21 protein-coding genes are annotated in these 18333 nt (G+C 29.8%); 16 read left to right on the top strand and 5 right to left on the bottom strand.

The features are described 5' to 3' along the window. Positions 1–30: 30 nt before the first annotated feature. Positions 31–393, top strand: a complete 363-nt coding sequence (locus CLLT_RS07505; protein WP_070257327.1) for a hypothetical protein — start codon at positions 31–33, stop codon at positions 391–393. 31 nt (positions 394–424) lie between these two features. After that, positions 425–739 (top strand): hypothetical protein, encoded by a 315-nt coding sequence (locus CLLT_RS07510; RefSeq protein ID WP_070257328.1) that lies wholly within the window; start codon positions 425–427, stop codon positions 737–739. Here CLLT_RS07510 and CLLT_RS07515 read toward each other — a convergent pair. Both CLLT_RS07515 and CLLT_RS07520 read right to left on the bottom strand, forming a co-directional pair. Then, on the bottom strand, positions 736–2610 hold the full coding sequence (locus CLLT_RS07515; protein WP_074692928.1) for a mechanosensitive ion channel family protein: 1875 nt from the start codon (positions 2608–2610) through the stop codon (positions 736–738). The genes CLLT_RS07510 and CLLT_RS07515 overlap by 4 nt on opposite strands. Then, positions 2607–3239 (bottom strand): carbonic anhydrase, encoded by a 633-nt coding sequence (locus CLLT_RS07520; protein ID WP_012662192.1) that lies wholly within the window; start codon positions 3237–3239, stop codon positions 2607–2609. The genes CLLT_RS07515 and CLLT_RS07520 overlap by 4 nt, the downstream gene beginning before the upstream one ends. Before the next feature lie 160 nt (positions 3240–3399). Between CLLT_RS07520 and CLLT_RS07525 the strand changes: the two genes are divergently transcribed. From CLLT_RS07525 to CLLT_RS07570, 10 genes are all read left to right on the top strand, one after another. Then, positions 3400–4101 (top strand): Bax inhibitor-1/YccA family protein, encoded by a 702-nt coding sequence (locus CLLT_RS07525; protein WP_074692930.1) that lies wholly within the window; start codon positions 3400–3402, stop codon positions 4099–4101. A gap of 99 nt (positions 4102–4200) precedes the next feature. After that, positions 4201–4545 (top strand): preprotein translocase subunit SecG, encoded by a 345-nt coding sequence (secG, locus tag CLLT_RS07530; protein WP_074692931.1) that lies wholly within the window; start codon positions 4201–4203, stop codon positions 4543–4545. Between the two features lie 10 nt (positions 4546–4555). Beyond that, on the top strand, positions 4556–5113 hold the full coding sequence (frr, locus tag CLLT_RS07535) for a ribosome recycling factor (RefSeq protein WP_070257331.1): 558 nt from the start codon (positions 4556–4558) through the stop codon (positions 5111–5113). Between the two features lie 2 nt (positions 5114–5115). Beyond that, positions 5116–5724, top strand: a complete 609-nt coding sequence (pyrE, locus tag CLLT_RS07540; RefSeq protein ID WP_070257332.1) for an orotate phosphoribosyltransferase — start codon at positions 5116–5118, stop codon at positions 5722–5724. After that, the gene (locus CLLT_RS07545; protein WP_074692933.1) at positions 5724–6140 is read left to right on the top strand and encodes an RDD family protein; all 417 of its coding nucleotides are present in this window, start codon (positions 5724–5726) and stop codon (positions 6138–6140) included. Before pyrE ends, CLLT_RS07545 begins: the two co-directional genes overlap by 1 nt. Continuing rightward, on the top strand, positions 6137–7159 hold the full coding sequence (locus CLLT_RS07550) for a ribonucleotide-diphosphate reductase subunit beta (protein WP_070257333.1): 1023 nt from the start codon (positions 6137–6139) through the stop codon (positions 7157–7159). The genes CLLT_RS07545 and CLLT_RS07550 overlap by 4 nt, the downstream gene beginning before the upstream one ends. Positions 7160–7282: 123 nt before the next feature. Further along, on the top strand, positions 7283–7450 hold the full coding sequence (gene dba / locus CLLT_RS07555; RefSeq protein WP_039619427.1) for a disulfide bond formation protein Dba: 168 nt from the start codon (positions 7283–7285) through the stop codon (positions 7448–7450). Positions 7451–7460: 10 nt separating this feature from the next. Beyond that, a complete protein-coding gene (dsbI, locus tag CLLT_RS07560) occupies positions 7461–8978 on the top strand; it encodes a disulfide bond formation protein DsbI (protein WP_074692935.1) in 1518 nt (505 codons plus the stop codon). Positions 8979–9068: 90 nt separating this feature from the next. Next, a complete protein-coding gene (locus CLLT_RS07565; protein WP_070257372.1) occupies positions 9069–9698 on the top strand; it encodes a protein-L-isoaspartate(D-aspartate) O-methyltransferase in 630 nt (209 codons plus the stop codon). Positions 9699–9803: 105 nt separating this feature from the next. Continuing rightward, complete coding sequence (locus CLLT_RS07570) at positions 9804–10544, top strand: carbonic anhydrase family protein (protein WP_074692936.1); 741 nt, start codon at positions 9804–9806, stop codon at positions 10542–10544. An 11-nt stretch (positions 10545–10555) separates the two neighbouring features. On the opposite strand, the gene CLLT_RS07575 is transcribed toward CLLT_RS07570, so the two are convergent. Both CLLT_RS07575 and typA read right to left on the bottom strand, forming a co-directional pair. Then, a complete protein-coding gene (locus CLLT_RS07575) occupies positions 10556–11188 on the bottom strand; it encodes a hypothetical protein (RefSeq protein WP_070257338.1) in 633 nt (210 codons plus the stop codon). Continuing rightward, entirely contained in the window at positions 11188–12996 is a 1809-nt protein-coding gene (gene typA / locus CLLT_RS07580) for a translational GTPase TypA (protein WP_012662203.1), read from the bottom strand. The genes CLLT_RS07575 and typA overlap by 1 nt, the downstream gene beginning before the upstream one ends. 127 nt (positions 12997–13123) lie before the next feature. Here typA and CLLT_RS07585 point away from each other — a divergent pair, with 127 nt between their 5' ends. From CLLT_RS07585 to CLLT_RS07600, 4 genes are read left to right on the top strand one after another with little or no spacing between them, the layout of a single operon-like run. Beyond that, positions 13124–13462 carry a hypothetical protein gene (locus CLLT_RS07585; RefSeq protein ID WP_070257340.1) on the top strand — a complete coding sequence of 113 codons (339 nt, stop codon included), beginning with the start codon at positions 13124–13126 and terminating at the stop codon, positions 13460–13462. 3 nt (positions 13463–13465) lie between these two features. Next, the gene (gene fliK, locus CLLT_RS07590) at positions 13466–15148 is read left to right on the top strand and encodes a flagellar hook-length control protein FliK (protein ID WP_074692938.1); all 1683 of its coding nucleotides are present in this window, start codon (positions 13466–13468) and stop codon (positions 15146–15148) included. A 50-nt stretch (positions 15149–15198) separates the two neighbouring features. Continuing rightward, positions 15199–16209: a flagellar hook capping FlgD N-terminal domain-containing protein gene (locus tag CLLT_RS08095; protein WP_070257343.1), complete on the top strand. Its 1011-nt coding sequence runs from the start codon at positions 15199–15201 to the stop codon at positions 16207–16209. A gap of 4 nt (positions 16210–16213) precedes the next feature. Further along, complete coding sequence (locus CLLT_RS07600) at positions 16214–17839, top strand: flagellar hook protein FlgE (protein WP_074692940.1); 1626 nt, start codon at positions 16214–16216, stop codon at positions 17837–17839. A 10-nt stretch (positions 17840–17849) separates the two neighbouring features. On the opposite strand, the gene CLLT_RS07605 is transcribed toward CLLT_RS07600, so the two are convergent. Further along, positions 17850–18293: a hypothetical protein gene (locus tag CLLT_RS07605; protein ID WP_012662208.1), complete on the bottom strand. Its 444-nt coding sequence runs from the start codon at positions 18291–18293 to the stop codon at positions 17850–17852. Positions 18294–18333 lie beyond the last annotated feature (40 nt).

The raw sequence follows: 18333 nt of genomic DNA on the forward strand, positions 1-18333 counted from the left end.
AATTCTTGCATAAAAAATAAAGGAGAAAAAATGAAAAAGAAAATCGCTACATTATTAACAGTCTTAGGTCTTTCAAGTCTTGCTTATGCAGATGGAGTATATGGAGTAATAGTAGATGTAAACGATGGTGCAAAAACCATTTTGATTGACACTACTTATGGTCAAAAAATGAATATAAAAATTCTACCAAATACTGAAATTGATATGGATGATTGTGGTATTTTTGGTATGGATAAATACGGTACTTTTAGAGATTTAAAAGTAGGTACTTTTATAGAAGCTGAAGTTTTCCATGGCTATGCTCAAACAACGCCAAACCCACAAGCACCAGAGCAAGTTCAAAATATCACTGCTAAAGAAATCAAAATCGAATGCAAAAAAAGAGCTTATTAAGCAAAATAACTCCTAAAAAGGAGTTATTTTAGTGCGTTTATTTCTTATACTAATTTACCTTAGCACTTTTGCATTTGCTTATAAGGTTCAAGGCATCCTAAAAAACACTACCACACATACAATAAGTATTCAAACAAGCTTTGATAACAATCTAATTATCACGATTTTACCCCAAACACATATTGAAGTTTATAGTTGTGGAATTTTTGGAAGTAATAAAAAACAAGCTAATGTACAAGATTTAAAAAAAGGAAGTCTTGTTAAAATTAAAGGCAGTAAAAATGGAAATATTATCATCGCTGAAAAAATTATAGTTGAATGCGATGATAAAAGAAGAGCCTTTTAGGTTAATAACTCTTCTTTCGTTTGAGTGTTAATTTTTTCTATATAAAGACTTTGCGACGGGAAAGCAAAGCTTAGTTTATTTTTGTCTACAATTTTCATAATTTCAAGTAAAATGCTTTGTCTAGCTTCTCTAAAACCTGCTGCATCAACTGCTTTGGTATAGAAATACACCTCTATATCGATAGAACTAGCACCAAAACCACTTACTGCTACATAGGTATTATTTTTATAACCTTCTAAATCATTAACTGAAACTAAATTTTGTCTATATCTTGCTCTTGATCCGCCAAGTTTTAACGCACTATCATCTACTTGAGCTATTAATGGACTAGTAGCAAGTAAGTATCTAATATCTTCTACAACCTGCTCTAGTTGATGTGGTTTTGCATCATAAGTTACACCTACATATAATTTTACATGGCGTCCTATTTTTCTTTTACTCCAATTTTTGATATTGGTCCCCATGATGGTTGAGTTTGGTAAAAATACTAAAGAATTATCAAAAGTTCTAATGGTCGTTTTTCTAAGTCCAATTTCTACTATAGTTCCTTCTACCCCAGAAATTTCCACCCAATCACCTTGATTAAAACTATTATCAAAAAGCAAAAGCACAGAAGCAAAGAAATTTGCAATAATATCCTTAGCTGCCAATGCCACAGCCAAACCACCGATTCCTAAAGATGCGATTAATGCAGAAATATTAAAACCAAGATGAGCTAAAATAAATAAAGCAGCAATAACAATAATAATAAAATATAAAATTTTAATAACTAAATTTACAACTTCTCTTTTACCACTTTTTTCAGCAAGCTTCGAAACAATCACCATACCATAACTATCAAAAATACTAATAATAATCCATGCAGTTAAAATAGCATATACTATATATAATACATTTCCTATTCTTATATCCACTGGAACAGGATAATAAATAATAGTAAAACAAATTCCTAAAGCATAAACAAATAAAAACCAACCTATGGGATTTTGTAATTTTGAAAGAAAATGAGTTTTAAGATCTAAATTAGATGAGTTTTGTCTGAACAATTTCATCAAAATAAAAGATAAAATTTTTGCAAGATAAAATTTTAACGAGTAAAAAAATACTATCACTAAAATCGATATAACAATTTTTCCAAGATTTATATTTTCAAACGAAGCTTGCTCGTTAATAAAATTAATGGCATTTTGTAAACCTAATTCATTAAATAAAAAATTAGTTTCTAACAACTTTGCATTATTTCTTAGATAAAGTAAAATTTCATTATATGATTTTATAGTAGTTTTTAAATTGTCTTCCTTGGTGTCTAAGGCTTTTATTTGCTCTACATTAGAAATTTTTTCTTTTTCTAACGAAAAATTAAACCTAGAATCAGCTTTTAAAAGATCAATTGCATCATCAACAACTTTTTTTATTTTAGAGCTTTGCGCACCTTGTATAAAAATTTTTTCAAGCTCAAATACACAAAAATAAAAATGCTCTGAAGCAACTAATTTTAGTAAATCCATTTTGCTATCTGCATACTCATAATATCTTCTTTTAGTTTGAGCATGCTCGACTTTTCTCTCTAGAGCATATTTTGTATCCAAAAATGCCTTCACTTCCTTATCATCTATTTTTTGAGAAATCATTCTTAAAGGAATTTTTGTCAAAATATCTTGTTTTTGTTTTTCTATTTCTCTAATATTGTCTTGATATTCACTTGAATTTAAATCTGAACTACTATAGCTTTCTAAAACAAAATTTAATTCCACATAATTTTGAACCAAAGCGAAAATACTATTTTTATCTATATTTGTAGCATTATCTTCATTAGCATTTGAAAAATTTACAAAAAGGAAAAATAATAAAAATACAATAATTTTTTTCATGAACGCCTTTCCTGGATTAATACAAAATTTTCAAAATTAAAATCATACTCGTAAATTTCACCCGTTTCTATGATGTAATACCAAGCATGAAGTTCGATTTCTTTTTTATTTAAAGCTTCTTCTACACCTGGATAAGTTAATAAATTTTGTAAAGAATTTACCAAATTCATTTTTTCAGTCATCCAAGCACGCATAGCTAAATCACTACCCGCAATTTTTAAAACCTTGTTTTTTATAGGCTCAAGCAAAGTAAGCCATGTTTTTACATTGGGCATATTTTTTAAATCATTTTCATTTGCATACAAAGCTGCGCAGCCTCCGCAATTACTATGACCACATACTATGATATTTTTTATATGCAAAGAATTAAAAGCATATTCAATAGCTGAAGTAGTTGCTAAAAAATCATCCCCTACTCTATATGGCGGGACGATATTGCCTATATTTCTTACGACAAAAAGTTCCCCTGGGCCTGTATTAGTGATTAAATTGGGTATCACTCTTGAATCAGCACAGCCTATAAAAAGTGTATGAGGATTTTGCTTGTTTTTTAAACTTTCAAAAAGTTCTGCATGCTCTTTAAAATCTTCTTGCATAAATTTCAAGGCACCCTCAATCAAGTCTTTCAAAAAAAGTCCTTTTTTGCATTTTAATAAAGCATTATACTAAATTATTTTTACTTAAAATAAATCTATAAATTTATTTTTTGTTATATTTTGATACAATTTTAATCTTTTATTTATCTTTTTTTTTGTAAATTTTGGTTTTAAAAATTATTGGAGGATTTTAATGAGTCTTTATGATAGAGATTATTCTAACTCTAAAACTCAAGAATTTGAAGGTTATGCTAGAAGTGATTTAAGCATTTTTATAAAACAAACTTATCAGCTTTTTGCTGCTTCATTATTAGCTGCAACAGCGGGTGCTTACATAGGAATTTTTGCCTTAGCACATCTTTTTGCACAATCACAGGCAACTTTTTGGATTTTATTTATTGTTGAAATTGGTTTATTGTTTGCATTGCAATGGAAAAAAAGAGAAGCTCCTTTAAATCTTATATTGCTTTTTGGCTTTACTTTTTGTTCTGGGCTTACTTTAACACCACTTTTATATTCAGTTTTAGCACTTCCTGCTGGAGCTAGTATTATAGCTCAAGCTTTTGCCTTAACAACAGTTGCATTTGGGGCACTAAGCATATTTGCTATGAATACAAAAAAAGATTTTACTATGATGGGTAAAATGTTATTTGTAGCTTTAATTGTTATCGTAGTAGCTTCTTTGATTAATTTATTTTTCCAAAGCTCACTTTTAAATTTAGCTATATCAGGAATTGGAGCGATATTATTTTCATTTTACATCCTTTATGATACTCAAAACATCATTAGAGGAAATTATGAAACACCAATCGAAGGTGCGGTTGCACTTTATCTTGATTTTATTAACCTTTTCATCTCTCTTCTTAATATTTTAAGAAGCTTTAATAGCAGATAAAATTTGCGAGAATATTCTCGCAAATTTCTTTATACTCTTCAACTTTATATCAAGAATTATTAGTTAAAATACTTATTTTATTTTCAATAAGGAAAATTCATGACTACTCTTTTAATTATTTTGCAATTTGCAATTGTTGTGATTATTTGTATTGCAGTTTTATTACAAAAAAGTTCTAGTATAGGGCTTGGAGCTTATAGCGGAAGTAATGAAAGTTTGTTTGGAGCAAAGGGTCCTGCGGGGTTTTTAGCTAAATTTACTTTTGTAATGGGTGTTTTACTTATTGCTAATACAATTGCTCTTAGCTATATGTATAATAATGCTAATTCTAACTCACTTGCTGAAAAAGCAGAACAAATTTTACCAAAAGCACTTGAGACAAACACAACTAACATTCCAGTTGCACCAAGTGCCCCAATTAGTGAAAATAATACTAGCAAATAAAGGATAAACCATGCTAAATGAAATTTATACCAAACAAAAACAACAATCAGATAAAAGTTTAGATAGTTTAAAAAAAGATTTTACTACCATTAGAACTGGCAAGGTAAATATCAACATACTTGATCATGTGCATGTAGATTATTATGGAAGCCAAACTCCACTAAATCAAGTAGCAACCGTTTTAGCAACAGATGCTTCAACCATTAGCATTACTCCATGGGAAAAACCTATGCTAAAAACCATAGAAAGCGCTATAGCTGCAGCAAACATCGGAGTAAATCCAAACAATGATGGTGAAAGCGTAAAATTATTTTTTCCCCCTATGACAAGAGAACAAAGAGAAGAAAATGCAAAAAGCGCTAAGGCTATGGGAGAAAAAGCCAAAGTTGCTATTAGAAATATCAGAAAAGATGCAAATGATGCTGTTAAAAAATTAGAAAAAGATAAAGCAATTTCAGAAGATGAAGCAAAAAAAGCTTATGATGAAGTGCAAAAACAAACTGATAATTACACGACAAAAATAGATGAGTTAGTAAAAAACAAAGAAGCAGAACTTTTAAAGGTTTGATTATGAATTTAGAACAAATTTATAAAGATTGCGGGGCTTATTTACAAGGACATTTTTTACTTAGCTCAGGAAAGCACTCAGAGTTTTATCTTCAAAGTGCTAAGGTTTTAGAAGATCCAAAACTTGCAGGAAAATTATGTGATGAACTTGCAAAGATTATCGCTTCTTATGATATTAAATTTGATAGCATTTGCTCTCCTGCTTTGGGTGGAATTTTAGCTGGATATGAACTTGCTAGAGCTTGTAATAAACGCTTTATTTTCACTGAACGCGTAGAAGGGGTGATGAACCTTAGACGCGGTTTTGAAGTTAAAAAGGGTGAAAAATTTATCGTATGTGAAGATATCATCACAACAGGTGGTTCTGCGCTTGAGAGTGCAAAAATCATCGAAAGCTTAGGTGGAGAAGTAGTAGGCTTTGCAGCTTTGGCAAATCGTGGTTTTTGTGCAGTAAAAAATTTAAACAATCCAAGAAAAGAAAATGCAAAACTGCCTGAAAATTTACCACTTTTTGCTTTGGGAAATTTCGAATTTGAAATTTATGAAGCAAATACTTGTCCACTTTGTGAAAAAGGCACCAAAGCTATCAAACCTGGTAGTCGTGGAAACTAATGAAAACTAAAGCAAAAATAGCATCTCGCTTTTTAAGATTTAAAGCTTTTTTGATTGATTTATTTTTGCTTTATGTGCCTATTTTATATTTATTTTACTTCATGCTTGGTTCCAAAGAAGCCTTTTTAAATAATCAATTTATCATATTTTTATGTCCTTTAATTTTTGGAATTTTACAAGCCTTATTTTTAGTAAAAAAAGCTCAAAGTCCTGGGCTTAAAGCTTATGATTTATATTTAATTGATCTTAAAAATGGCCAAAAACTTAATTTTTTTAGAATACTCTTTCGTTATATGATTTTTATCGTAAGTTTTGGTTTGTTGATTGGGTTTTTGGTAAGTTTTTTAAGAAAAGATACTTTGGCTTTGCATGATATTTTAAGCCAAAGCGTTATTGTAACAAAGGTAGAAAAATGAATAGAAAAAGAATTTACAATCCAAAATCAAATGAAACTTTAAATGATAGAAAAGTATTTAATGGTAATCCTCATGGGATTTTAAATTTCACCAAGGCAAAATACACTTGGGCTTTGAAGCTTTGGGATTTAATGGAGGCAAATACTTGGTTTCCAAAAGAAGTTGATACTACTAAAGATGCGCTTGATTATCGTTGCAATCTAACCGTAGCAGAAAAAAGAATGTATGATCTTGTATGGTCTCAGCTAATTTCTATGGATAGTTTTCAAACAAATAATTTAGCTGATAATATCAATCCTTACATCACAGCACCTGAAATCAATGCTGTTTTAGCACGACAAGCTTATGAAGAGGCAAATCACTCAAAATCTTATGCAGTAATGGTTGAAGCAATCTGTGAAAATACTGATTTAATCTATGAAATGGAAAAACACGATGAAACTTTAAGAGAAAAAAATGATTTCATTTCAAGTATTTATGAAGAATTAGCAGGTGAAGTAGATGATAATAAACTCTTGCTTGCAATGGTGGCAAATCAAATCTTAGAAGGAGTGTATTTTTATAGTGGTTTTACAGCTATTTATGCACTAGCGCGTGCAGGAAAAATGCTAGGATCGGCACAAATGATACGCTTTATACAAAGAGATGAGATCACTCACTTATTATTATTTCAAAATATGATTAATTCTGTGCGCAAAGAAAGAGCTGATTTGTTTAATGATGCCAATGTAAGTAAAATCTATGATATGTTTAAAAAAGCAGGTGAACTTGAAATTAAATGGGGTAAATACATCACTCAAAATCAAATCATGGGCTTTACAGATGATATTATAGAAGAATACATTCATTATCTAGTTGACCAAAGACTAATAGCTATTAATCTTGATAAAATTTATAACGCTAAACATCCTATTAAATGGGTGGATGATTTTTCTAAATTTAATGATCAAAAGAGTAATTTCTTTGAAAGTAAAGTTACTAATTACTCCAAAGGAAGTTTAAGTTTTGATGACTTCTAAGTCTCAAAACTACTCATTTTTTATACTTTTTAAATAAAATATATTTTTTAGTTTAATATTTTACTTTTATTTATTCTGATATAGTAAAATCGGCGGTTTTTATTTTATTTCAAGGGGGAAATGATGGAGTTTTTAGAACTTTTGTTAATCTTTATCGCCATAGTCCTCATGATAGTTAAGCCAGAAAAAGAAAAATTAGCTTTTTCTATACTTGTAATTTCATGGGCTATTATGGTATTTGACTATTTAGGTCGTAAATCAGGCGCAATCTTAGGCCTAATGAATCTATAAGGTGGCAAATATGTGTGATATTAACAAAACTAAATTCTTTTACTTTTTAATGTGCTTAGCAGGTTTTTTGGTTATTTTATTGCCTGTTGGAATTGCAAATTTAATCTTTGGCTATATGCTAGGCGATAGCCCTTGTACTTCTTGCTGGGGTCAAAGAGAATCAATGATTTTCATCGGTGTAGCAGCTTTATTTGTTGTACGCTATGGTATGAAAGGTAAATTTTTAGCTTTCCTTTTAATCGCAACAGCTTTTGGTTTATGGCAATCATTTAATCATATAAGTGGCCATGCGCACCGTGATCTTGATCAAGGTTTTGGTTTGCCTATTTTTGGTTTACATACTTATTTTTGGGCTGAAGTGGTATTTTGGGCTGTAGTTTTACTGCTTGGTGTAATTTTTGCTTTTGCTCCAAAATTTGGCTCTTTTGAAAAAGAAATGGAAGGAACTAGCTTTAGAAAATTAAGCAAATTTAATTTAGCTGCTATGGTTATTGTTGCTTTTATCGTAGCTTCAAATGTATTTCAAGCTTTCGTAAGCACAGGGCCAATTCCATATAGCGGACAAGGCGATCCAGTTCGTTTTAGTTTAAATCCAAAATACATCATTTGGGATGATTCAGGTTGGAGCAAAAGCTGGAAAAGCCTTTCTTTCTTGGGAAAACGCGATGTTAAAGAACCTGATTTTGCTTTTGCACCTGCTAGTGAAAAACTAGGTATTCAATTTGATAATAATATTAGCAATGCTCCGTTTGCAAGTATTGATGAGAATCTAAAAATAACAAACGAAACAAAAATTGATTTTCCTAAAGCTATCAATACACTTGATTATATCAATGGAGAGTATGTTGCAAGTTCAAAATGGGAAGTATTTTTCCTAGATAATAATTTTAGCACTAAAGTTGATTTTGTTTTAGATCCATATTTTTCAGCTACAATCAACCCTATCGTAGGAATTATCCCTTATTTAGATAATAAATATATCTTAATGGGTTCTAATAAAACTTTCTTAAGATTTGCTCAAAACCCTAATGCAGATGAGGCTTTACAATATGCTGATTTTATGAAAGGGGCAAATAATTTCGAAGGTCAAGGTAAAGATCTTGGTCGCGGTAGAATTGACACAGTTAGAGCTAAATTCCATCACATCTTAAGCACAACTACTGATGGAAAATATATGTACACAGCAACTGTTCCAAACAATAAAGATGCAAAAACTTTTGTAATTTCTAAAATTTCTTTAGCAGATAGAGTTCTTTCAGCTGAATTTACTCCTAAAGCTGAGTTAAAAGAAGGAAAAACTTTAGGCGATCTTTATGTAACTTCCATGGCATTTAAAGATGGTAAAATTTACGCATTAAGTAAAAAGCACAATGTTATTGCTGTAATTGATCTAGATAAAGAAGAAGTTGTAAAAACCATCTCTTATCCAGAAAATATAACTAATGCAAGAAGCTTATTCTTTAAAGATGGCAAAATGCACATCTTATCTTATCAAGATGGATCAAACATTCTTTATACACTTGATTAATCTTAAGGCGTTTTTACGCCTTAAGGATTTTAAAGCTAGATAAATAAAATTTAAGATAAAATAACACTTTTTATCAAGGGGTGCTTATTGATTCATTTATTTGAACAAAAACAATGCCAAACTATGGCAGAAGAAATTCGTAAAAATACTTTCATCAATGAAGAATTATTTGAAGCTTTTTGTTCTACTCCAAGAGAAATTTTTTCACCTTTAAAAATGCATGCTTATAGACTTGATGCGCTTCCTTTAATGGGCAATCAATGGATAAGCTCGCCTTTAACCGTGGCTAAAATGACTATGGCGCTTGATTTTAAAGATGCTGATAGTGTTTTAGAAATAGGTTGTGGCAGCGGGTATCAAGCTGCGATTTTAAGTAAGCTTATTAGAAGAGTTTTTACCATAGAGCGCATTGAAAAACTTGCGATTAGCGCTATAGAAAAATTTAAAAAACTAAACTATGCTAATATTCATGTAAAATTTGATGATGGGCAATATGGTTGGAAAAATTATGCACCTTATGATAGAATTTTACTCTCAGCTTATATAGAACACATTCCAAATATTTTATTTGATCAGCTTGAAAATGATGGAATTTTAGTAGCTCCTTTACTCATAGGAAATCAACAATTCATCACTAAATTTACCAAAAAAGATGGCGAGATTAGCAAAGAAGTTTTAGATGAATGCCTTTTTGTGCCTATTAAAGATGGTAAAGAATAATCTTGCTAATTTTTAAGATAAATATTTAATTTTAGTATAATTATTTTTAAACATAAGCTTTTTATAGGGGATGTTTTTTTATAATTATGCTAAAAAAGGAATATTATGAGTTTTAAAAAAATACTTTTTGGTTTATTTACCACTAGCATGCTTTTTGCCTATGAGCAAATGCCTCAAAATGCCTCACATGGAAATTTCATAGACAAAGACAAATGGAAAAATTTAGATAAAAACTGGATTTATTGTGAAAGTGGTTTAAATCAAGATTTTATCAATATAAACAGTAAAAAGGCTACAAACAAAAATCATTCTTTAGAATTTAACTACTCAAATGATTCTTTTGGCTTAATAAATGATGGTTATACCATAAAAATGCATTTTGCAAGCAATGGAAGCCATATCATGCTAGATAATACAGCTTATAATTTATCTCATTTTCACTTCCATAGTCCATCAAAAATTTCTATTGATAAAAAATCTTATCCTTTAGAAATTCATTTTAGTCATGTAAGTCAAAAAGGCGATATAGTAGTAGTTGCATTATTTTTACAAGAAGGTGCGGAAAATCCTTTTATTAAAAAAATCATTCGTGCTTTTCCTAAAAAAGAAGGCGATAAACTTTATGTTCAAGGTTTAAGTGCTAATGAGTTATTACCAAACAATCTTCAATCTTTTTATATCTTTAAAAATAAACTCAACAAGCCTTGTAATCAAAAAATCACTTGGATAGTTTTAAAAGATATAAGCTATGCCTCTAAAGAGCAAATCCAAACCATACAAAATTTAATGGAAAAAAATGAGAATTTAAAAATACAAGAAATTAATAATTTAGAACAAAATGATTAAGTAAGCTAAACTTAATCATGTATAAAAGCTTGAATTTTTTCTAAATTAGCTCTAAAAAGTTTAAAATTTAACTCGCTTGAAATTTTTAAATCAGCAAAAAAAGGATTTTTCAAACTTGCTATGAGCAAATAATCATCTTTTTTTAAAACTCTTTGTGTAGAAAATTCTTTTTCTTTTACCTTTTCAAAAATATTTTCACAAGAATTAATATCTTTTTTTAAATTTTTACTATAAAGCAAAATACCACAAAAAAAATTTCCAAAATCATCTTTAAATTTAACATCACAAATGAAAAAATCACTAAATTTAAAAGTATTTTGCGAGTTATATTCTTTAATGATAAAATCAAAACCTATTTTTTTAAAATCATCTTCACTAAAGCCTTGCTTGTTAAAAAATGCATGATTTTGTTTTAAAAACTCCTCACACATTTTAAATACAAACTCATTGCGACCCCATAAGAGTTTTTTTCCTAAAATTCTAAAAAACAAAACCCCTGCCAAGCTTGCACCAAACAAAGCTATGATTAAATCTTTACTAAATTGAAATATCAAAAAAAATACGATTAAAGCTTCAACAAATGCTAAAATTTGCAAAGCCTTATATCTTTTGTTTAAGCCTACTCTTATGGCTTCAAAATCCATTAAGATTTAGCCTTTTCCATTCTTTTTCTTTGAGTAGGATCAAGATATCTTTTTCTAACTCTAATATTTTGTGGAGTAACTTCTACAAGCTCATCTTCTTCTATCCACTCTAATGCTCTTTCAAGGCTTAATTTTCTAGGTGGAACTAATTTTATAGCATCATCACTTCCACTTGCTCTAACATTGGTTAAATTTTTACCTTTTATAGGATTTACATCTAAATCATTTGGACGAGAGTGCTCACCTATAATCATACCTGTATAAACTTTAGTTTGAGGTTCTATAAATAAAACTCCTCTATCTTGAAGATTAAATAAAGAATACCCCAAAGCCACGCCATTTTCCATAGAAATTAACGCACCATTATTTCTTTTTTCAACTGCCCCGCTAAATGGACGAAATTCTAAAAAGCTATGATTCATAACTCCTTCGCCTTTAGTATCTGTTAAAAATTGACTTCTAAAGCCTATAAGTCCGCGTGCTGGAATTTCAAATTCTAATCTTGTTTGACCATCTCCAGTTGGTGTCATAGTTTTCATTTCTGCTTTTCTTTTGCCTAGTTTTTCAATAACCACACCAGTAAAATCATCAGGCACATCAATCACTAAGTGTTCAAATGGTTCGGTTTTTATCCCATCTTCTACCTTAACGATAACTTCTGGTCTTCCCATACAAAATTCAAAACCTTCTCTACGCATATTTTCAGCTAAGATAGTTATTTGAAGCTCGCCTCTTCCGCTAACTTTAAATTTACCCTCGCCTGTGCTTTCATATTTCATAGCAATATTTGTTTTCATCTCAGCTTCTAAGCGTTCTGCTATTTTATTTGAAGTCACATGCTTACCTTCAGTACCAGCTAAAGGACCATCATTTACTGAAAATACTATACTTAAAGTTGGCTCTTCTATATGTAAAGGATCAAGTGGCATAGGATTATTTGGATCAACAACGCTATCTCCTACATCTAAAGCTTCAAAACCTGCAATTGCTACTATATCGCCTGTCCCAGCTTCTTCTATATCCATTTTTTCCAAACCCATAAAACCAATAAGTTTTGAAATTCTTCCATTGATTTTAGAACCATCTGCCTTAGCAAGCATCACATTTTGATTTTTTTTCACTTTACCATTGAAAATTCTTGCAATTCCTATTTTACCAACGAAATTATCATAACCTAAGGTAAAAACTTGAAGTTGCAAAGGATTTTCATCGCTACCACTTGGAGCTGGAACGCGCTCTAATATGGTTTTAAATAAAGGCTCCATATTAGAACTATCATCTTCTAAATTTAATTTTGCATAGCCATTTTTAGCAGCCGCATAAACTACAGCAAAATCAAGTTGCTCATCGTTTGCTTCTAAAGCCACAAAAAGATCAAAAATTTCATTTATCACACGCTCTGGATCAGCAGCTGGTTTATCTATTTTATTAATCACAACTATAGGTTTAAGCCCCAAAGATAAAGCTTTTTTTACAACGAATTTAGTTTGTGGCATTACCCCTTCTTGAGCATCAACTAAAAGCAAAACCCCATCTACCATTTTTAAAACACGCTCAACCTCACCGCCAAAATCAGCGTGGCCTGGAGTGTCTATGATATTTATTTTAGTGCCTTTATAATTAATAGCAGTATTTTTAGAAAGTATAGTAATACCTCTTTCTTTTTCTATATCATTGCTATCCATAACGCGTTCTGCTATTTGCTCACGCTCGCTAAAAGTTCCTGATTGTTTTAAAAGCTCATCTACCATAGTTGTTTTACCATGATCAACGTGAGCTATAACGGCTATATTTCTGATATTATCCAAGTTTTTTCTCCAAAGTCTTAAATTTAAAATCTAATATTATATAAAAAAATTGCTTAAAAATTAAGATTGCAAAATTGGAACACTTGTTGCTTTTGTTTGGGTAAGAATTATTTTTAAGGAGAAAAATATGTCAAACTTAGGAACTCAAATCTTTAACGCTAACTTAGAAAAACAAGGAACTTCAGTTTTAAATAGTAAGCATTTTATGGAACTTTTAAATTATTTAGAAGTTGTAAATTCAAAAGAAGAAAAAGAACTAAACTATGCAAAACTTTCAAGTAAAGTAAGTGAAATTTTAGATGATGCTCATAATGAAAATGCAGTTTTAAATGCTAAAAATATAGAAGAATTATTAGTAATATTTAAAAACTTTAATCTTTCTCATGAAAATTTAAAATTTGATTGTGCAGCACAATTGCAAAATTTATTTCCAAATTTAGCAAAAAATAATTTTTTAGTAGGTTAATTAATGTCAAATATCCAAGCTAGCGATGCTTTAAACTTACTAAGCATCGCTCCACAAAATGAAAATCCTAGCAAAGAAAGTAATAATTCAAATGGCGATGGGGAAGAATTTTTAAATTCTTTATTGCAAGCTATAGACGAAAAAGATGGAAGTTTATCAAAAGACTTTAAAGCACCACAAAAAGAAAATAAAAATGAAAGCTTAAAAGAAACCATTAATGATAAAGCTCAACTAGACGAAAAGGACGCCTTAAAGCTTTTTGAGGGTGCAAATTTCATGCAAATTCTTTCTTTGCTAGAAGTTTTACAAAGTGACAGCAAGGATATAAAATTAAACAAACTTGTCCAAGACAATACTGCTATTTTAGCTCTTGAAAAAAACCTACACAAATTAAAAAATATAAAAAATATCAATGAACTTTTTAATATAGCAAAAGAGCTTGGATTAAATATAAAAAATATAAAATTTGAACAAATCAAAGATTTAAAAGAAGCTTTTCCAAATCTTGATAAAAAAGGGTTTTTTAAGGCACCAAATTTAAATAATAAAGATTTAATTGAACCACAAAAACAAAACAATACTAATGTTTTTCAAGATTTAATCAATCAAAAAATCACCAAACTTTTAAAAGAAGAGCCAAATTCAAGTAAAAATATAAAAAGCAAAGAAAACGAAGGTGTTTCTTTACTTTCTTCTGCTTTAAAAAATATAGAACTTCCAAAAAAAGATATAAAAGCAAAAGAAAATATTCAAAATGTAGATTTTAAAGAAAAATTTATAGAAAAAATTCAAGATAACAAAGAAATAAAAGACACAAAAAATATAAAAAATATTAGTAAAAATGATAAATTAAATGATATTGAACTCATCAATCTAACTCAAAATTTAAACTTAAAAAAAGAAATTAAAGATAAAGAAAAAATAGATTTTAAAGAAGTATTAAAAAATGAAAAATTAACCACTAGTGAAGATAGTTTTAGTAAAAAAATAAGCTCTGTTTTGGAAAATTCAAAAGACTTAAAAGTTGAGTTAACAAATACAAAAAATACTCAAAATTTACAAAATCAAAATCAAGATTTAAAAATTAGTTTAGAAAATTTATTAAATCCTCAAGAAAAACAATTAAAAACAGAAAAAAATACTCAAAACACAGATATTTTTAGTGACATTTTCAAAAACACCAAAGAACTTACAAAAGATGATAGTGATCATAATGAAGAAAATTTAAATTCTTACGTGAAAGAAATGAATAGAGTTTCTAATAATTTTGTGAAAAATCAAAATATTCCTATGAAAGAAACTTTCAATGATTTTGCCCAAGAATTTAAAGACAAACTAGAAAGTTATAAAGCACCTATTACAAGATTTAGTATCACTTTAAATCCTCATAATTTAGGAGAAGTGGAAGTAACACTAGTTCAAAGAGGATCTAATCTAAACATTAGCTTTAATTCTAATCAAAATACTTTAAATCTTTTCATGCAACATCAAGCTGAGTTTAAAAATGCTTTGGTAAATATGGGCTTTACTAACTTAGAAATGAATTTTAGTGATCAAGGAAGAAAAGAACAAAATCAACAACAAAAACACAAACAAAACAACAACAGCAAGGAAGATAAGGTGAATTTTGAAAGAGAAATTCAAGAAAAACCGAGTTTAGAAATGGTTTTAGCAAAATATTTTTAAGTGGAATATTTTTTGCTTTAAGCTTTAAAAATATATAAAAAAGGATTTTTATGTCAAATATAAATACACAAAACTTACAAGGTCCTTTAGCGGCATTAAATACCAAAGATATGCCAATGAACCCAAACAATAAAGCAGGTGAAAGTAGTGGTGATAGCGGTTTAGTCTACAACCCTGGTGCAGAGCTTGATAAAGATGCATTTTTAAAGCTACTTTTAATCGAGCTTCAACACCAAGATCCAACCGATCCTATGGATACAGAAAAAATGCTTACTCAAACAGCACAACTTTCAGCACTTGAAATGCAAGATAATACCAATAAAACCATGACCCAACTAGTTGACGCTATGACAAAACTACAAAATTCTATTGCAGCAAGTACTGGTATGAGCGCATTAGCTGCAGTGGGTAAACTCGCAACAGTTAAAGATGATTATCTTGTAGTAGCAGATGATGATATACAATTTCAAATTAATATGTATTTACCAAAAGAACCTCAAAAAGGCAAGAAAACTGATATTGATACTGAAGGTTTTGAACTTAAGAAAAATGGTGAAGATAAATTAGATATCACAGGTAAAGTAGATAAAGAAATTGCTAAACCTGGAGAAACTATTTATGTAAAATTAGTTGATGATAAGGGTCAAGAAGAGACGGTTAAAGCAGTTGTTAGCGAAGATCAAACCTTTAAAATAATAGGACATAAACCAAGTGTTGACATAAAAACAGCTAAAATCGATTCATCTTATAAATCAGATAGCGAACCTGTAACATTTACTATTTATAACGAAGCTGGTGATCCTGTAAGAACAATGAAAGTTAAAGATATGACTGCGGGTATGAAGCAAATTGTGTGGGATAGAACCGATGATAGTGGTAATCCTGTACCATCTGGCAAATACTATGTAAGAGCAAGTTACATAGGTGAAGATGGAAACACAGTCAACTCAACTTATGGTGCTTATCCTATAACTGGGGTTAGATTTGAAAATGGCGAAGCCTTAGTTGGTATGGGCGGAAGCTGGGTTAAATGGGAAGATTTGAAAGAAATCACAGGATAAAACTATGTTTACAGCATTTTATAATGGAGTTAATGGAGTTAAATCTCAAAGTTATGGTATAGACAATACTGCTCATAATATAAGCAATGTTAATACCGTAGGTTTTAAATACTCTGATGTAGCATTTAAAGATGTATTTTACAGCACTGTTACAACTCAATCATACAACAAAGGTCAAACTGGTTATGGTAGTGTAGCAGGAGCCACAAATGATGTTTTTGAGCAAGGCCCTTTAGTAGCTACCGATCATGAATTTGATGTGGCAATTGCTGGAAAAGGATTTTTTGGAGTTTCTAATGGCAATGGGGTTTATTATACTAGAAATGGTGCTTTTAGACCTGATGCAAATGGAAATTTAGTAGATGCAAATGGAAATTATGTCCTTGGAACTATGAATCCATCATTACAAGAAATTCAATTAAGCGATAGGGTTTCAAATATTTTTGGGCAACAACTTGGTCAAAAAGTTACCACAGCTATCACAGGAAAGCCTAATGAAAATTTCCAAATAGGTGGAGTAAATACTCAAGGACCTATTTCTGTGCCTAAAAATTTATACCTACCACCTCAGCCAACCCAAAATATAACTTGGAGTGGAAATTTAGACACAAGCACAAAAACAGAAGCTGTAAAAGTAGATGTAGATGCTTCTAAATTTAATTTTACAAAAAATGAAGATGGAACGGTTAACATCTCAGGAAGTGTAAAAGATGAACAAGTTTTTGGTTTAAAGCCAGGTGATACTATATACTTCACAATAAAAGATGAAAAAGGCGCTAGCGAAACACTTCAAGCAACTTTAGATGAAAATTTAGCTTTTAATATAGAAAATAAAAAAATAGATAAAATAGACCTAGAAAATGCAAAATTAGAATCTTCTCATTTGAGTGTAGAAAAAGAAGTGGCTGATAGCTCTGAACTTTCAGCAAAATTAATCAATCCTGATGGTTCTACTAGTTGGGTAAAAGTAAAATTAGATAGAGTTTTACCACAAAATGGCACAAATTTAGAATACAAAGCCGTTGCACAAGTGTATGATAATGATGGCAATAAAATAGGTGGAACTACCGAGGGTTTAATTACTTTTAATGAATCAGGGGCCTTAATAGGCAATACCCTAACTTCAGTAGATAACAATGGAACTAAAGTTAATATCAATCTTGGTTCATTTTATGACCCAAATAAGCCAAATTCAGGTTATGATGGACTTCATGCTTTGCAAAATAAAAAGCCTTCAGTTCACACACAAACAGATGGCAAAGGCGAAGGATTTTTAAATAATTATGCTATAAATACCGATGGAACTATCATAGCAACATTTACAAACGGAGAGCAAATTCCTATGGCCAAGCTTGCTTTGTTTAATTTTACCAATGAACAAGGTTTGGAAAAACTAGGGGAAAATCTCTATGGGCAAACTGGCAATAGTGGAAATCCTACCTTTTTACTTGATGCAAATGGAAATTTCAGCACAGCAACCTTTAAAGGCTCTTATTTAGAACAATCAAATGTGGATTTATCCGTAGCTTTTACAAATTTAATCACCTTACAAAAAGCTTATGATTCAAGTAGTAAAAGTATAACAACTGCTGATCAAATGATACAAAAAGCAATCAACATGAAACGCTAATTTTAGCCTTTCATGATGGTTCTTTTGAATTTTTTTCTAAAATATATTTTATTTCTTGCTCAAAAAACTCATAAACCCTAAGTTGCACCAAAGCTTCTTCTTCATTTTTATCTATCAAACGCTCAAGTCTATGAAAATTAATCTTTTTTGCATATCTTGGATTTTTCTTTAAAAGTGAAGCAATATTTTTAAGTAAAGCATCTAAACTAAGCTCATTTTTTAAAACCCTATCTACATATTCTTTAGAAGTTTGCACTAAAATTGCTTGCCTGCTTTTATCATCTGGATAAACTTCACTCGCAATATCAGCCAAAACTTGCCAAATTTCTGCTTTTATAGTTTTATTTGCCACAATAATAGCCGCAAAAGATTTTGCTCTAAATTCTAAAGACAAATGACTAGGAACAAAAAATTCTCTAAATTTAGATAAAAAGTTTGTAAATATACTCAACATACTTCACCTCAATGTTTTTTAAGATATTTTAAGATATTAT

Origin of the sequence: Campylobacter lari subsp. lari, assembly GCF_013372185.1 — a bacterium.
Classification (GTDB): Bacteria; Campylobacterota; Campylobacteria; order Campylobacterales; family Campylobacteraceae; genus Campylobacter_D; species Campylobacter_D lari.

Coding starts and splice junctions, on each gene's coding strand:
- CLLT_RS07505 (WP_070257327.1), top strand. CDS start 31: ATGAAAAAGAAAATCGCTACATTATTAACAGTCTTAGGTCTTTCAAGT.
- CLLT_RS07515 (WP_074692928.1), bottom strand. CDS start 2,610: ATGAAAAAAATTATTGTATTTTTATTATTTTTCCTTTTTGTAAATTTT.
- CLLT_RS07525 (WP_074692930.1), top strand. CDS start 3,400: ATGAGTCTTTATGATAGAGATTATTCTAACTCTAAAACTCAAGAATTT.
- secG (WP_074692931.1), top strand. CDS start 4,201: ATGACTACTCTTTTAATTATTTTGCAATTTGCAATTGTTGTGATTATT.
- frr (WP_070257331.1), top strand. CDS start 4,556: ATGCTAAATGAAATTTATACCAAACAAAAACAACAATCAGATAAAAGT.
- pyrE (WP_070257332.1), top strand. CDS start 5,116: ATGAATTTAGAACAAATTTATAAAGATTGCGGGGCTTATTTACAAGGA.
- CLLT_RS07545 (WP_074692933.1), top strand. CDS start 5,724: ATGAAAACTAAAGCAAAAATAGCATCTCGCTTTTTAAGATTTAAAGCT.
- CLLT_RS07550 (WP_070257333.1), top strand. CDS start 6,137: ATGAATAGAAAAAGAATTTACAATCCAAAATCAAATGAAACTTTAAAT.
- dba (WP_039619427.1), top strand. CDS start 7,283: ATGGAGTTTTTAGAACTTTTGTTAATCTTTATCGCCATAGTCCTCATG.
- dsbI (WP_074692935.1), top strand. CDS start 7,461: ATGTGTGATATTAACAAAACTAAATTCTTTTACTTTTTAATGTGCTTA.
- CLLT_RS07570 (WP_074692936.1), top strand. CDS start 9,804: ATGAGTTTTAAAAAAATACTTTTTGGTTTATTTACCACTAGCATGCTT.
- CLLT_RS07575 (WP_070257338.1), bottom strand. CDS start 11,188: ATGGATTTTGAAGCCATAAGAGTAGGCTTAAACAAAAGATATAAGGCT.
- CLLT_RS07585 (WP_070257340.1), top strand. CDS start 13,124: ATGTCAAACTTAGGAACTCAAATCTTTAACGCTAACTTAGAAAAACAA.
- fliK (WP_074692938.1), top strand. CDS start 13,466: ATGTCAAATATCCAAGCTAGCGATGCTTTAAACTTACTAAGCATCGCT.
- CLLT_RS08095 (WP_070257343.1), top strand. CDS start 15,199: ATGTCAAATATAAATACACAAAACTTACAAGGTCCTTTAGCGGCATTA.
- CLLT_RS07600 (WP_074692940.1), top strand. CDS start 16,214: ATGTTTACAGCATTTTATAATGGAGTTAATGGAGTTAAATCTCAAAGT.
- CLLT_RS07605 (WP_012662208.1), bottom strand. CDS start 18,293: ATGTTGAGTATATTTACAAACTTTTTATCTAAATTTAGAGAATTTTTT.